Raw genomic sequence first — 13,129 nt, forward strand, 5'->3', positions numbered from 1 at the left:
CCCCGGCGTCGGCGACCCCGGACGGGCGGAGCGCCCGTCGACCGGGCGGGAGGTGCACGCACGTGACCGCAGTGGCGGACGTGCCCGGCGCCCCTCCCCCGCCCATCGCGACCCCCGACCGCCGGCTGCGCGTCTTCGTCTCCTCCACCCTCGAGGAGCTGGCGGCCGAGCGGCGCGCCGTCCGCGACGCCATCGCCCGCCTGCGGCTCACCCCGGTCATGTTCGAGCTCGGCGCCCGCCCGCACCCGCCCCGCGACCTCTACCGCGCCTACCTCGCCCAGAGCGAGGTCTTCGTCGGCATCTACGGCGACCGCTACGGCTGGGTCGGCCCGGACATGACGATCTCGGGTCTGGAGGACGAGCTCGTGCTGTCGGCGGGCATGCCCCGGCTGCTCTACGTCCGCACGCCGGCCCCCGACCGCGACCCCCGGCTGACCCGGCTGCTCGCGCGGGTGCAGGCCGAGGGCGGCATGTCGACCACCCCCTACCGCGACCCCGCCGGGCTCGCCGACCTGGTCGCCGACGACCTCGCCGTGCTGCTCAGCGAGCGCTTCGGCCGGCCCTCCCCGACGCCGTCCGGGCTGGCGGCGGGCTGGCTGCCGACGCCGCCCACCCCGATGGTCGATCGCACGGCCGAGCTGGCCACGGTGACCGGCCTGCTCCGCGACCCGGCCGTGCGGCTGGTGGCGCTGACCGGCCCGGGCGGCATCGGCAAGACCCGGCTGGCGCTGGCCGCGGCCGCCGCCGTGGAGCCCGGCCGCGACGGCACCTGGTTCGTCGACCTCTCCGCGGTCCGGGACGCCGCGGACGTCCCCGCCGCCGTCGCCGAGGCGGTCGGGGTGGCGGCCGAGGGCCGGCGTCCGCTGCTCGACCTGGTCGCCGACCGGCTGGCCGGCCGGCGGGCGCTGCTGGTCGTCGACAACCTCGAGCACGTGACGGCGGCCGTGCCCGGCCTGGCGACGCTGCTGGCCCGCTGCCCGTCGACCCAGCTGCTGGTGACCAGCCGCACCGTGCTGCGGCTGCGCGGCGAGCACGACGTGCCGATCGAGCCGCTGGGGACACCGGCGCCGGGCGACGCCGGTGTCGCGGACGTGACCGGCGTGCCCGCCGTGGACCTCTTCGTCGCCCGCGCCCAGCAGGCCGACCCCGGCTTCGCCCTCACCGAGGCCACCGCGGGCCCGGTCGCGGAGCTGGTCCGTCGCCTCGACGGCCTGCCGCTGGCGGTGGAGCTGGCCGCGGCCCGGGTGCGCACGCTGCCCCCGCGGCTGCTGCTGGCCCGCCTCGACCGCGCGCTCGACCGTGCCCTCGACATGGGCGACCCCGACGTCGACGTCCCCGACCGCCAGCGCACGCTGCGGGCCACGATCGCCTGGAGCCACGACCTGCTCGACGAGCGGGGCCGGGCGCTACTGGCCCGGCTGTCGGTGTGCGCCGACGGCTGCACGCTGGACACCGCCGAGGCGGTGGGCGCCGACGGCGACGACCTCGACGTCGTGGAGACGCTGTCGGACCTGGTCGGGCACAGCCTGGTGAGCCCCACCGACACCGGCGACGGCGAGCCGCGGTTCCGCATGCTGGAGCTGGTCCGCGCCTACGCCGCCGAGCGGCTGCGGGAGCGGGGCGAGGAGGAGGCGACCCGCGCCCGGTGGGCCGAGCACATGGCGGGCCTGGGCGCCGACGCGGGCGCCGGGCTGGCCGGCCCGGCGGCGCAGCTGTGGCGCGCCCGGCTCGACGCCGAGACCGCCGACCTGCGGGCCGCGCTGCGCTGGGCGGTGGCCACCGACCGCGCCGAGCTGGCCGTGCGGCTGACCGCGCCGCTGGTCCGCTGGTGGTGGGCGCGCGGGCTGCTGCCGGCCATGGCCGAGCTCGCCGAGCAGACCGCGCAGCTGCCCTCCGCCGCCGCGCTGCCGCCCGACCTCGCCGGCCGGCTGGCCTGGGCCCGCGCCGCGCTGCGGATCGCGATGGGCTCGCCGGCGACGGCGGCGCCGCTGCTCGACGGGCTGGTGGCCGACGCCCGCCGGCGCGGCGACGTCTGGCTGGTCGGCCACGGCCTGGGCGCGGAGGCCATGACCCTGCCGCCGGGCGACCCCCGCGTCGCCCCGCGGCTCGACGAGGCCCTCGCCGAGCTGCGGCGCAGCGGCGACGGGTGGTCGGTCGCGTTCAACGGGATGCTGCGGGGCGGGGTGGCGCTCGCGGCGGGGGACCTCGAGGGAGCCGAGCGGGTCGCCGACGAGGCCCGCGGCCTGGCCCGCGCGGCCGCCGACGACCAGCTCACCGCGCTGCTGACCGACACCCTCGCGCTGGCCGCACTGCTGTCCGGGGACCTGCCGCGCGCCCGCGCCCGGCTGGAGGAGGCCGCCGCGCTGCACCGCCGGACCCGCGACCTGGAGGGCGTGGCCTCCTGCCTGGAGGTGCTCGCCGGGCTGGCCCTCGCCCAGGGCCGGCACGCGCCGGCCGCCCGGCTGGCCGGCGCGGCCGAGAACGCCCGCGCCGCCCTCGGGGTGGCCCGCTGGTCACCGCACCAGGCGCTGGCCGACCGGCTCCGGGAGACGCTGCGGGCCGCGCTCGGCGACGCGGAGGAGGCGGCCGAGCGCGCGGCCGGCGCGGCGCTGGGCCCCTGGGCGGCGCTCGACGAGGAACTACCGGGCGGCGGCTGATCGTTCCAGCGCGCCCGCCGGGTACTGCGACATCGGTGCGGTCCCCGGGTGCGCCACGGTGAACCGGCCGAAGGGGGCGTCGCTGCCGGCGTACGGCGCGGGCGGCGCGGCGTCGGCGGCGCCGAGCGGCCGGCCCGCCGGCAGCGTGCTGCGGTACTCGACGGCGCGGAAGGCGGCCAGCGCCGGGGACAGCTCGAGCCGGCGCAGCGCGCCGGCCACGGGGTGCTCCCCCAGCACGAGCCCGGCCCCACCCGGGACCGGCCGGGCCTGCCACCGGGCGAGCACCGGGATCGTCGTCTCGTGCAGCCACCCGTCCCGCACCGACCACAGCCGGCGCGTGCCGGTCCCGCGCAGCGCCGGGCCCCACGTCCGCACGGTGTGGGTGAGCACCTCGGTCCCACCCTCGGACAGCCGCACCACCTGGCGGTCGGCGGCGTCGAGGAAGTCCATGTCGGCGAGCCACTTGGGCAGCCCCCACTCCTCACGGCCCAGGTCGCGGGCCTCCCGCGAGGTCACCGGGAGCTGCAGCACGAACCCCCCGATCGCGGGCCGGGTCCTGCGGCGCGCCGCCGGCCCGGCGAGGACGCCGGCGGTCACCCCGACCTCGCCGTAGGGCGCCACGGTGTGCGTGCCGCCGTCGGCGTCGGTCCAGGTGACGGTGCGGTAGCGGTAGGCGTGCACCGCGACCAGCGTGCGGCCGCCCGGCAGCGGGATCGGCCGCAGTAGCGGCCGGCCTCCGCGCCGCGGCAGGGCCGCGGCGACCGCCTCCGCCGAGGCGAGGTGGTAGGAGCAGGCCACCGCCGTGTCGTGGTAGGCCAGCGGCAGCCGGACGGACTCGGTCATGCCCACCTCCCCGGCGTCCGGCCCAGCACACCGCTCCGCGGAACAGACCGGCAAGACCCGAGGTCGCCGCGCTTCCGCTGGGTGGGAGACTGCCGCCGTGGCGGGCGGCGCGGCCGAGAGTGGGCGATCGGTGACCTCCCGCGCCCTGGCGCTGCTCGACGCGTTCGACGCCGCGGCGCCGCGGCTGTCGCTCAGCGAGATCGCCGAGCGGTCGGGCACCCCGCTCACGACGGCGCACCGGCTGCTCGCCGAGCTCACCGGCTGGGGCGCGCTGTCCCGCCGCGCCGACGGCCGCTACGAGATCGGCCGCAAGCTGTGGGACCTCGGCCTGCTCGCCCCCGTGCAGCTCGAGCTGCGCCAGGTGGCCACGCCCTTCCTGCTCGACGTGCACACCGCCACCCGCGACACCGTCCACCTCGCCGTGCGCGACGGGACCAGTGCGCTCTACGTGGAGCGGATCTCGGGCCGCGAGTCGGTTCCGGTGGTCAGCCAGGTCGGCAGCCGGCTGCCGCTGCACGCCACGGGGGTCGGCAAGGTCCTGCTGGCCGCCGCCCCCGACGAGGTCGTCGCCGAGGTCCTCGCCGCACCCGTGCGGGCCACCCGGCACACCGTGGTCGACCCCGGGCGGCTGCGCCGGGAGCTCGGCGAGGTGCGCCGGCGGGGTTGGGCGCGCACCGCGGAGGAGATGTCGCTGGGCACGCTGTCGGTCGCCGTCCCGGTGCGCGTGGAGCGCCCCGGCAGCACCGTCGTCGCGGCGGCGCTCGGGATCGTCGTCCCCAGCCACCGGCGCGACCTGCCCCGCCTGGTGCCGGTGCTCGAGGTGGCCGCGCGCGGCATCGGGCGCGCGCTCGCCGGCACGGCTCCCTTCCGCTGACCGGGAGGCGGCGGTGTCCTCCCGGGCGTAGCCGGGGTCACACTCGGCCGCATGCGCACCCAGGTGGGGATCATCGGCGCCGGCCCGGCCGGCCTGCTGCTGTCGCGGCTGCTCGCCCTGCAGGGCGTCGACTCGGTGGTGCTGGAGAACCGCTCGCGGGAGTACGTCGAGGCCCGGATCCGCGCCGGGATCCTCGAGCAGAACACCGTCGACGTGCTCACCGAGGTGGGCCTGGGCGACCGGCTGCACCGGCAGGGCCTCGAGCACCGCGGCATCCACCTGCAGTACCCGGGCGTGCGCGCCACCCTCGACTTCCCGCAGCTGTGCGGCCGCCGGGTGTGGGTCTACGGGCAGACCGAGGTGGTCAAGGACCTCGTCGCCGCGCAGCTCGCCGGCGGCCCGCCGCTGCACTTCGAGGTCTCCGACGTCGCCGTCGAGGACGTCGACACCGACAGTCCGCGGATCCGGTTCACCGACGCCGAGGGCCGCCCGCAGGTGCTCGAGTGCGACGTCGTCGCGGGCACCGACGGCTTCCACGGCCCGTCGCGCGCCGTCGTCGCCGAGGGCACGCGGCAGCGGCTGTGGGAGCGCACCTACCCCTACGCGTGGCTGGGGATCCTCGCCGACGCCGCCCCGGCCACCGACGAGCTCATCTACGCCTGGCACCCCGACGGGTTCGCGCTGTACTCCATGCGCTCGCCGTCGGTGTCGCGGCTGTACCTGCAGGTGGACCCGTCGGAGCGGATCGAGGACTGGTCCGACGACCGGATCTGGGAGTCGCTGGCCACCCGGTTCGCCCACGAGGGCTGGGAGATCAGCACCGGCCCGGTGACCGAGAAGTCGATCCTGCCGATGCGCTCGTTCGTCAGCGCGCCGATGCGCCGGGGGCGGCTGTTCCTCGCCGGCGACGCCGCGCACATCGTGCCGCCCACCGGCGCCAAGGGCCTCAACCTCGCCGTCGCCGACGTCGTGCTGCTGTCCCGGGCGCTGGTGCGGCTGCTGCAGGAGAAGGAGTCCGACCTCGCCGACGCCTACTCCGACACCGCGCTGCAGCGGGTGTGGCGGGCCACCCACTTCTCCTGGTGGATGACCTCGATGCTGCACACCACCGGCGACCCGTTCGACGCCGAGCTGCAGCTGGCCCAGCTGCGCCGGGTGTGCTCCTCGGAGACCGCGGCCCGCGAGCTGGCGGAGAACTACACCGGCCTGCCGCTGTAGCCCCCCGCCGACTGCGCAGTTGCCGCCGCCCGCACCGGCGCGTCGCCACGTGTCGGCGACCGGAACTGCTCAGTGGGCGTGCAGCAGCTCGCGCACCCGCCCGGCGGTCCCCTCGGCCAGCGGCAGGTGCGGCAGCACCCCGGTGACCTCCTCGGGCTCGAGTCCCTGCTCCACGAGGACGGCCAGCAGCCGGCGGGCCTCGGCCGGCGGCACCGGCGAGGGCAGCCCGGCCTCCCGGACGGCGGCCAGCGCGAGGAACAGCGCGCCCGAGAGGTCCTCGTCGCGCTCGTCCGGCGGCGGCGCCGGCGCGGCCGCCCGCGCGGTGGCCTCAGCGGCGCGCACCAGCGACAGCGGCAGCCCCTCGGACTCGACCTCCAGCAGCGGCGCCCGCCCCAGTGCGGCCAGCACGACGTGCTCGGCCTCGGTGCGCAGCGGCTCCTCCCAGTCACCGGCGCGGACGACGTCGGCCGGGTCGGCGTCGGCGGGGTCCTCCCCCAGCTCGTCGAGCAGCTCGGCCCACTGACCGGGCCGGGTGCGGCGGGCGCGGTCGGCGGCGAGCACGCAGGTCTCGTGCACGAACGGCTCGATCACCTCGCGGTCGAACCGGTCGGCGAACACGGTGCCGTCGGCGTCGACGGCGTTGAGCGCGTCCTGGAAGCTGCCGGGTGTGGCGTCGCCGAGCTCGATGCGGCCGTCCTCCTCCCCCGACAGCGGCTGGCCGGTGGCGGCCCGGTCGCCGATCGTCGAGCCGGTGGCCACCAGCCGGCCGCGCAGCCGCAGGTGGTGCGGCCGGTCGGACAGGCCCACGCTCCACGCGCAGGCCTCGGCGATGAGCGCGGCACGGCGCTCGCGGAGCAGCTCGCGGCCGAGCAGGCCGAACCAGTCGGGTTCGAAGTCGGGCACCGCACCGTTCTACCCGGCCGGCCGGGCTCGGGGACCGCGGACGAGGTCCTCGACCGTGGCCCGGACCCCCCGCTGCCGCAGCGAGGTCAGCGTCTCCACGAAGGCCGCGGCCACCCGCGGGTCGTCGGCGAGGTCGCCGAAGACGTCGGTCTCGCGGAGGAAGGCCAGCGGGTCGGGGTCCCGGGCGCGGGCGAGCAGCGCGTCGCGCCGCGGGTCGGACAGCTCGATCGGCCGGCCCGCGTCGTCGGCCCCCTCCGCCGTGCGCGCCCAGCCGGCCAGGACGGCCACCGACCGGCGGATCTCCCGTCCCGCGGCGAGGTCGTCGCGCAGCACCGGGAGGAGGAACTGCGGGATGCGGTCGGAGGCGTTCTCGCAGATCCGGGCCAGGGTGTCGCGGACGGCGGGGTTGGCGAAGCGGCCCACCAGGTCGGACCGGTAGCGGCGCAGGTCGATGCCGGGCACCGGCGGCAGGGTCGGGGTGGCCTCCTCGTCGAGGTAGCCGAGCAGCAGCGCGCGGAACAGCGGGTCCTGGCAGGCGTCGTGCACGTGTTCGTGACCGGCCAGCCGGCCGAGGTGGGCGAGCACCTGGTGCCCGGCGTTGAGCAGCCGCAGCTTCATCGTCTCGTAGGGGGCGACGTCGGCCACGAGCTGCACGCCGACGTCCTCCAGCGGCGGGCGGCCCCCGGGGAAGGAGTCCTCGAGCACCCACTGCGTCCACGGCTCGCACACCACCGGCCAGGCGTCCTCGACGCCGGTGGCGGCGGTGAGCTGGGCCCGGTCGGCGTCGGTGGTCACCGGCGTGATCCGGTCGACCATCGAGTCCGGGAAGGGCACCTCGGCCGCCACCCACTCCCCCAGCGCGGGGTCGCGCAGCGCGGCGAAGGCGGCGAAGCTCGCGCGGGCCAGGTGCCCGTTGCCGGGGATGTTGTCGCACGAGACGACGGCGAAGGGCGCCACCCCGCGCTCGCGCCGCCGCACCAGCGCCTCGGCGACCAGTGCGAACACCGTCCGCGGCGGCGCGCCGGGCTGCAGGTCGGCCACCACCGCCGGCGCCGTGGCGTCGAAGGCGCCGGTGTCGGGCGAGGTGTTGTACCCGCCCTCGGTCACCGTCAGCGACACGATCCGGGTGCCGGGCGCGGCCATCGCCTCCACGACCGCGTCGGGGTCGTCGGGCGCGAGCAGGTACCCCGTGAGCGAGCCGACCACCCGCGCGTCGAGGTAGCCGTCGGGGTGCTTGACGACCAGCGTGTACAGGCGGTCCTGGGCCGCCATGACCTCGGCCATGCGCCGGTCCGACGGCAGCACGCCCACGCCGCAGATCCCCCAGTCACGGTGCCCGGCCGCGAGCAGGTCGTCGGCGTACACGGCCTGGTGGGAGCGGTGGAAGCCGCCGACGCCCAGGTGCACGATGCCGGTCCGCACCGCCGGCCGCTCGTAGCGCGGGGTCCGCACCGACGCGCTCAGTCCGGACAGCGTGGTCGCGTCGAGCCGGGGCATGGGGGTCCTCCTCGGGTGCGGGCCCCCGGGCTACCCGGCCCGGCCGCCGTCACCCGCCGCGACGTCGACCCGCGCGGGCACCGGCACGCGCTGCAGGTCGGAAGCGACGACGAGGTCGCCGTCGTACTCCGCCCGCGCCTCGTCCTCGAACCGGCGGGGGTCGGCGTAGCGCTGGGAGAAGTGGGTGAGCACCAGCCGCCGCACGCCGGCCTCCGCCGCGACGCGGGCCGCCTGGCGCGCGGTGAGGTGGCCGTACCGCCGGGCCAGCTCGGCGTCCTCGTGCAGGAAGGTGGCCTCGATGACCAGCAGGTCCGCGCCGTCGGCCAGGGCCGCGACGTTGGCGCACAGGCGGGTGTCCATGACGAAGGCGAACCGCTGACCGCGGCGCGGGACGCTGACCTCCCCGATCCGGACCGTGCGCCCGCCGGCGTGCAGCACGCCCTCGCGCTGCAGCCGGCCGACGTCGGGGCCGGTGACGCCGGCCGCGGCGAGCCGGTCGGGCAGCATCCGCACGCCGTCGGGCTCGACGAGGCGGTAGCCGAAGGTCTCCACGGGGTGCTCGAGCCGGCGCGCCTCGACGACGCCGGCGGGGTCCTCGGCGACGGTGCCCTCGCAGTGCACCGGCTCGGCGCGGATGTCGGCGAGGTCGGCGAAGGCGCTGGCGTGCCGCAGCCGGTCGAAGAAGACCTGCCCCGATGCCGGGTAGTGCACCGCGACCGGGTGCGGGACGCCGTCGAGGGACATCCGCTGCACCACCCCGGGCAGGCCCAGGCAGTGGTCGCCGTGGAAGTGGCTGACCAGCACCCGGTGGACCGCGCTGCTGGGGACCCCGGCCAGCAGCATCTGCCGCTGGGTGCCCTCGCCGGGGTCGAACAGGAAGCCGCGGCCGTCCCAGCGCAGCAGGTAGGCGTTGTGGTTGCGGGTGCGGGTGGGCGCCTGGCTGGCGGTGCCGAGCACGACCAGCTCCCGCCCCGCCACGGCCGGGAACCTACCGGCGGCCGGCCGGGAGGTCCTGCCGTGCGCAGTCGTGCTCTGCCTACAGGTGTGTGCAGAGCACGACCGTCCGCGGAGGTGAGGTGTCGCCCTAGCCGAACAGGTCGGACAGGAACGACTCCTTGCGCTTCTTGCCGTGCGAGCCGTAGGAGCCGTGCGAGGAGTGCGACGACGACCGGGTCACCGCGCCGAGCACCTCGTTCACCACGGCGCCCAGGCCCGCTCCGCCGGCGGCCGGGTACTGCGCGCCGTGCTGCTGCGGAGCGCCGTGCGGCTGCGGGGTGCCGTACTGCTGGGCGGCGCCGTGCTGCTGCGGGGCCGGCCGGGCCCGCTGCTGCGCGCCGTGCCAGGAGTTCTCGGCGTCGATGAGCCGCTCGAGCTCACCGCGGTCGAGGAAGATGCCACGGCACTCGGTGCACTGGTCGACGTGGACGCCGTTGCGCTCGTAGGTGCGCATCGTTCCCTGGCACTTGGGACAGACGAGATCCATGCCGCACGGTACGACGCTCGGGAGTGCCCCGGACGGCGCCGGACCGTGCCACAGTGCGCGCCCGTGACGACGACCCGCACGGTGACCCTCCGGTTCGGCGCGGCCTCCCGCGAGGACCTCACCCACACCAACCTCTCCGCCGTCCGCAGCGACGGCCGGGTGCTCTGGGTCGCCGGCGACGAGACCGCCACCATCGAGCGGCTCGTCGCGGACGACCCCGCGGACCCCACAAGCTACGGCGACCAGACCACCTTCTCCCTCGCCGATCTCGTGCCCCTCCCGGGCGGGACCGGCCCCGGCGTCGAGGAGGAGGCCGACATCGAGGGCATCGCCCGCCACGACGGCGCGGTGTGGGCGGTCGGCTCGCACAGCCTGCGCCGCCGCCGGATCCGCGACGAGCACGACGGCCAGCAGGCGCTGCGCCGGCTGGCGAAGGTCACCGGGCAGCCGCGCCGGCAGATCATCGCCCGGATCCCGGTGGTCGACGTCGACGGGCTGCCCACCCTGGTCAAGGACGACGGCACCCGCAGCGCCGCCGTCTTCGGCACCCGCGGCAAGGACCTGCGCGACCTGCTCGCCGACGACGAGCACCTCGGCCCGTTCCTCGCCATCCCCAGCAAGGACAACGGCCTCGACGTCGAGGGCATCGCGGTCGCCGGCGACCGGGTGTACCTGGGCCTGCGCGGGCCGGTGCTGCGCGGCTGGGCGGTGGTGCTGGAGCTGCGGCCCGAGGTCGACGAGCGCGACCCCGCCCGGCTGCGCCTGCGGAGGTTCCCCGACGGGTGCCGCTACCGCAAGCACGTGCTGCGGCTGGCCGGCCTCGGGGTGCGCGACCTGTGCCCGCACGGCGAGGACCTGCTGGTGCTGGCCGGGCCGACCATGGACCTCGACGGCCCGGTGTACGTCTACCGCTGGCACGGCGCGCTCGTGTGCGAGGAGCCGGCCGTCGTCCGCGGCGACCGGCTCACCCGCGAGCTGGCGCTGCCCTACGGCGACGGCGACGACCACGCCGAGGGCATCGGCCTGCTCGGCGCCCCGGAGGACGGCCGGCTGCTGGTCGTCTACGACAGCCCGGCCCCCGAGCGGCTGACCGCCGACGGCGGCGTGGTCGCCGACGTGGTCCAGCTGCCCTGACCCCCGCTCAGCCGATCCGGACCGGGCGGGCGGCGGCCACCCCGGCCGCCGCCAGCCCGGCGCCGACGGCGAGCAGGAGCAGCAGCGGCGCGGTCCACCCGCCGGTGGCCTCCGACAGCGCACCGACGACGACCGGGCCGAGCGCGCCGGCGGTGTAGCCGACCAGCTGGGTCATGCCCGACAGCCGGGCGGCGGTGCCGGCGTCGGCCGAGCGCAGCACGACGAGGGTCACCGCCAGCGCGATGCCGGCGCCCTGCGCCAGCCCGCCCAGCACCGCCCACAGCGGCCAGCCGCGGGGGGCGGCGAGCAGCCCGGCGACCGGCACGATCCACAGCGCGGCGACGGCGAGCGCGAGCCCCGCCTGGCCCGGGCTGCGGGCGAGCACCGCGGGCACCAGCAGGCTGCCGGCGATGCCGAGCACCTGGAACACCGACGCGGCCAGCGAGCCGGTGGCCGCGTCGGTGCCGGCGCGGTCGGCCAGCAGGGTCGGCAGCCACGCGGTGAGCGAGAAGTACAGCGTCGAGTGCAGCGCCTGGACCGCGGTGACCGCCCACGCCACCGGGGACCGCCACAGCCGCGCGCGCCGGGTCGGCGCCGGGCTCGCGGCGTCCGGGCCGGCGGTGGCGTCCCGGGCGGCCCGCGCCCACACCGCCGCGGCGGCCACGGCCAGCAGCCCCTCCGCGGCGAGCGCACCGCGCCAGCCCAGCACGGCCGCCAGCGGCGCGGTGAGCGCGGCGCCGGCGGCGGCACCGGCGACCAGCGCCGCGGTGTAGAGGCCGGTCACGGTGGCCGCGCGCCCGCCGAACCCCGCCTTGACCACGGCCGGCAGGAGCACGTTGCCCACCGTCATGGCCGCGCCGGCCAGGAGGGTGCCGGCCAGCAGTACCGGCGGCCCGTCGAGCACCCGCAGGCCCTGGGCGACGGCGAGCACCACCAGCGACCCGAGCACCGCCGGCCCGGCACCCAGCCGCCGCCCGGCCGCGGCGGCGGCCGGCGCGAGCACGGCGAAGCACAGCACCGGCAGCGCGGTCAGCAGCCCGGCCTCCGCGGCCGAGAGGTCCAGGTCGTCCCGGACGTCGCCGAGCACCGGGCCCACGGCGGCGATCGCGGCCCGCAGGTTGAGCGCGGTGAGCAGGACCGCCGCCAGCAGCAGGCGGTTCCCCCCGGGCACCCGCCCATCGTGCTCCGGGCCCGTCACGACGGCCCGCCGCCCGTCCCGGCGACGGGTCCGCGACACCACCCGCGACGCGCGGGAGTCGCACGTACTGATCAGTAACCGGTGTGGGATCGTCGGAGGACACGTCGAGACGGCCGCCACCGGGCGCCGTCAGGAGAGAGGTCCCATGCGGTTGCAGCTTTCCCCGGAGATGGAGGCCTTCCGGGATGAGATGCGCACCTTCTTCACCACGCAGGTGCCGCAGGAGGTCCGCGACACGCTCGCGGCGCGCCGGCACCTGAGCCGCGAGCAGTACATCCAGGCCCAGCGGGTGCTCAACGCCGCGGGCCTGGCCGTACCGCACTGGCCGGTGGAGTGGGGCGGCAAGGACTGGACGCCGCTGCAGCGGCACATCTGGCGCGAGGAGATGCAGCTGGCCAACGTGCCCGAGCCGCTCGCGTTCAACACCAGCATGATCGGCCCGGTCATCGCCGCCTTCGGCAACCAGGAGCAGAAGGAGCGCTTCCTGCCGGCCACGGCGAACCTCGACATCTGGTGGTGCCAGGGCTTCTCCGAGCCCGACGCCGGCTCCGACCTCGCCTCGCTGCGCACCACCGCCGTCCGCGACGGCGACGACTGGGTGGTCAACGGGCAGAAGACCTGGACCACCCTCGGCCAGCACGCCGACTGGATCTTCTGCCTGGTCCGCACCGACCCGACGGCGGAGAAGAAGCAGCGCGGCATCTCGATGCTGGTCTTCCCGATGGACTCCCCCGGCGTCACGCTGCGCCCGATCCAGCTGATCGACGGCGGCCACGAGGTCAACGAGGTCTTCTTCGAGGACGTCCGCGTGCCCGCCGAGAACCTGATCGGCGAGGAGAACCGCGGCTGGGACTACGCCAAGTTCCTCCTCGGCAACGAGCGCGTGGGCATCGCCCGCGTCGGCGCCACGAAGAAGCTCATCGCGCAGGCCAAGCAGTTCGCCCGCGAGGTGCACGCCGGCGGCCGGCCGCTGTCGGAGGACCCCCGCACCACCGCGCGCATCGCCGAGCTGGAGAACGAGCTGCTGGCGCTCGAGCTCACCGCGCTGCGCGTGGTCGCCAACTCCGCCGACGGCAAGCCGCACCCGGCGTCGTCGGTGCTCAAGCTCCGCGGGTCGGAGCTGCAGCAGGCGGCCACCGAGCTGATCGTCGACATCGCCGGCCCGCTCTCGCTGGCCTCGTTCGCCGACGGCGGGTCGCAGGTCCCCGACTGGGCCCGGGTGGCCACGCCGGAGTACCTGAACTACCGCAAGGTCTCCATCTACGGAGGCAGCAACGAGGTCCAGCGGACCATCATCGCCGGCACGATCCTGGGGTTGTGAG

General features: G+C 77.0%; 11 protein-coding genes. 5 read left to right on the plus strand and 6 right to left on the minus strand.

What is annotated here, in order from left to right; genetic code table 11:
• Positions 1-62: 62 nt before the first annotated feature.
• Positions 63-2,657, plus strand: coding sequence for an ATP-binding protein (locus ACI79O_RS00840; protein WP_456885951.1), 2,595 nt, complete (start codon positions 63-65; stop codon positions 2,655-2,657).
• On the opposite strand, the gene ACI79O_RS00845 is transcribed toward ACI79O_RS00840, so the two are convergent.
• A complete protein-coding gene (locus ACI79O_RS00845; protein WP_456885953.1) occupies positions 2,640-3,500 on the minus strand; it encodes an acetoacetate decarboxylase family protein in 861 nt (286 codons plus the stop codon). The two genes, ACI79O_RS00840 and ACI79O_RS00845, sit on opposite strands and share 18 nt — an antisense overlap.
• A 130-nt stretch (positions 3,501-3,630) precedes the next feature.
• Between ACI79O_RS00845 and ACI79O_RS00850 the strand changes: the two genes are divergently transcribed.
• On the plus strand, positions 3,631-4,374 hold the full coding sequence (locus tag ACI79O_RS00850; RefSeq protein WP_456885955.1) for an IclR family transcriptional regulator: 744 nt from the start codon (positions 3,631-3,633) through the stop codon (positions 4,372-4,374).
• A 51-nt stretch (positions 4,375-4,425) separates the two neighbouring features.
• The gene (locus tag ACI79O_RS00855; protein ID WP_456885957.1) at positions 4,426-5,592 is read left to right on the plus strand and encodes a 4-hydroxybenzoate 3-monooxygenase; all 1,167 of its coding nucleotides are present in this window, start codon (positions 4,426-4,428) and stop codon (positions 5,590-5,592) included.
• A gap of 69 nt (positions 5,593-5,661) precedes the next feature.
• Here ACI79O_RS00855 and ACI79O_RS00860 read toward each other — a convergent pair whose 3' ends face one another.
• From ACI79O_RS00860 to ACI79O_RS00875, 4 genes are all read right to left on the minus strand, one after another.
• Positions 5,662-6,495: a hypothetical protein gene (locus tag ACI79O_RS00860; protein ID WP_456885959.1), complete on the minus strand. Its 834-nt coding sequence runs from the start codon at positions 6,493-6,495 to the stop codon at positions 5,662-5,664.
• 9 nt (positions 6,496-6,504) lie between these two features.
• On the minus strand, positions 6,505-7,992 hold the full coding sequence (locus ACI79O_RS00865) for a mannitol dehydrogenase family protein (protein ID WP_456885961.1): 1,488 nt from the start codon (positions 7,990-7,992) through the stop codon (positions 6,505-6,507).
• A 30-nt stretch (positions 7,993-8,022) separates the two neighbouring features.
• Positions 8,023-8,970: a ribonuclease Z gene (locus ACI79O_RS00870; RefSeq protein WP_456885963.1), complete on the minus strand. Its 948-nt coding sequence runs from the start codon at positions 8,968-8,970 to the stop codon at positions 8,023-8,025.
• A 106-nt stretch (positions 8,971-9,076) separates the two neighbouring features.
• Entirely contained in the window at positions 9,077-9,475 is a 399-nt protein-coding gene (locus ACI79O_RS00875) for a TFIIB-type zinc ribbon-containing protein (RefSeq protein WP_456885965.1), read from the minus strand.
• Positions 9,476-9,538: 63 nt separating this feature from the next.
• Between ACI79O_RS00875 and ACI79O_RS00880 the strand changes: the two genes are divergently transcribed.
• On the plus strand, positions 9,539-10,609 hold the full coding sequence (locus tag ACI79O_RS00880; RefSeq protein WP_456885967.1) for a DUF3616 domain-containing protein: 1,071 nt from the start codon (positions 9,539-9,541) through the stop codon (positions 10,607-10,609).
• 7 nt (positions 10,610-10,616) lie between these two features.
• Here ACI79O_RS00880 and ACI79O_RS00885 read toward each other — a convergent pair whose 3' ends face one another.
• Positions 10,617-11,780: an MFS transporter gene (locus ACI79O_RS00885; protein WP_456913117.1), complete on the minus strand. Its 1,164-nt coding sequence runs from the start codon at positions 11,778-11,780 to the stop codon at positions 10,617-10,619.
• A gap of 172 nt (positions 11,781-11,952) precedes the next feature.
• Here ACI79O_RS00885 and ACI79O_RS00890 point away from each other — a divergent pair, with 172 nt between their 5' ends.
• Complete coding sequence (locus tag ACI79O_RS00890; RefSeq protein WP_456875712.1) at positions 11,953-13,128, plus strand: acyl-CoA dehydrogenase family protein; 1,176 nt, start codon at positions 11,953-11,955, stop codon at positions 13,126-13,128.
• Position 13,129: the final 1 nt, after the last annotated feature.

The organism is Geodermatophilus sp. SYSU D00696 (genome assembly GCF_054050235.1).

What these genes read in the sequence shown, in the direction of transcription:
- ACI79O_RS00845 (WP_456885953.1), bottom strand. Translation starts at nt 3,500, where the DNA reads ATGACCGAGTCCGTCCGGCTGCCGCTGGCCTACCACGACACGGCGGTG.
- ACI79O_RS00855 (WP_456885957.1), top strand. Translation starts at nt 4,426, where the DNA reads ATGCGCACCCAGGTGGGGATCATCGGCGCCGGCCCGGCCGGCCTGCTG.
- ACI79O_RS00865 (WP_456885961.1), bottom strand. Translation starts at nt 7,992, where the DNA reads ATGCCCCGGCTCGACGCGACCACGCTGTCCGGACTGAGCGCGTCGGTG.
- ACI79O_RS00875 (WP_456885965.1), bottom strand. Translation starts at nt 9,475, where the DNA reads ATGGATCTCGTCTGTCCCAAGTGCCAGGGAACGATGCGCACCTACGAG.
- ACI79O_RS00890 (WP_456875712.1), top strand. Translation starts at nt 11,953, where the DNA reads ATGCGGTTGCAGCTTTCCCCGGAGATGGAGGCCTTCCGGGATGAGATG.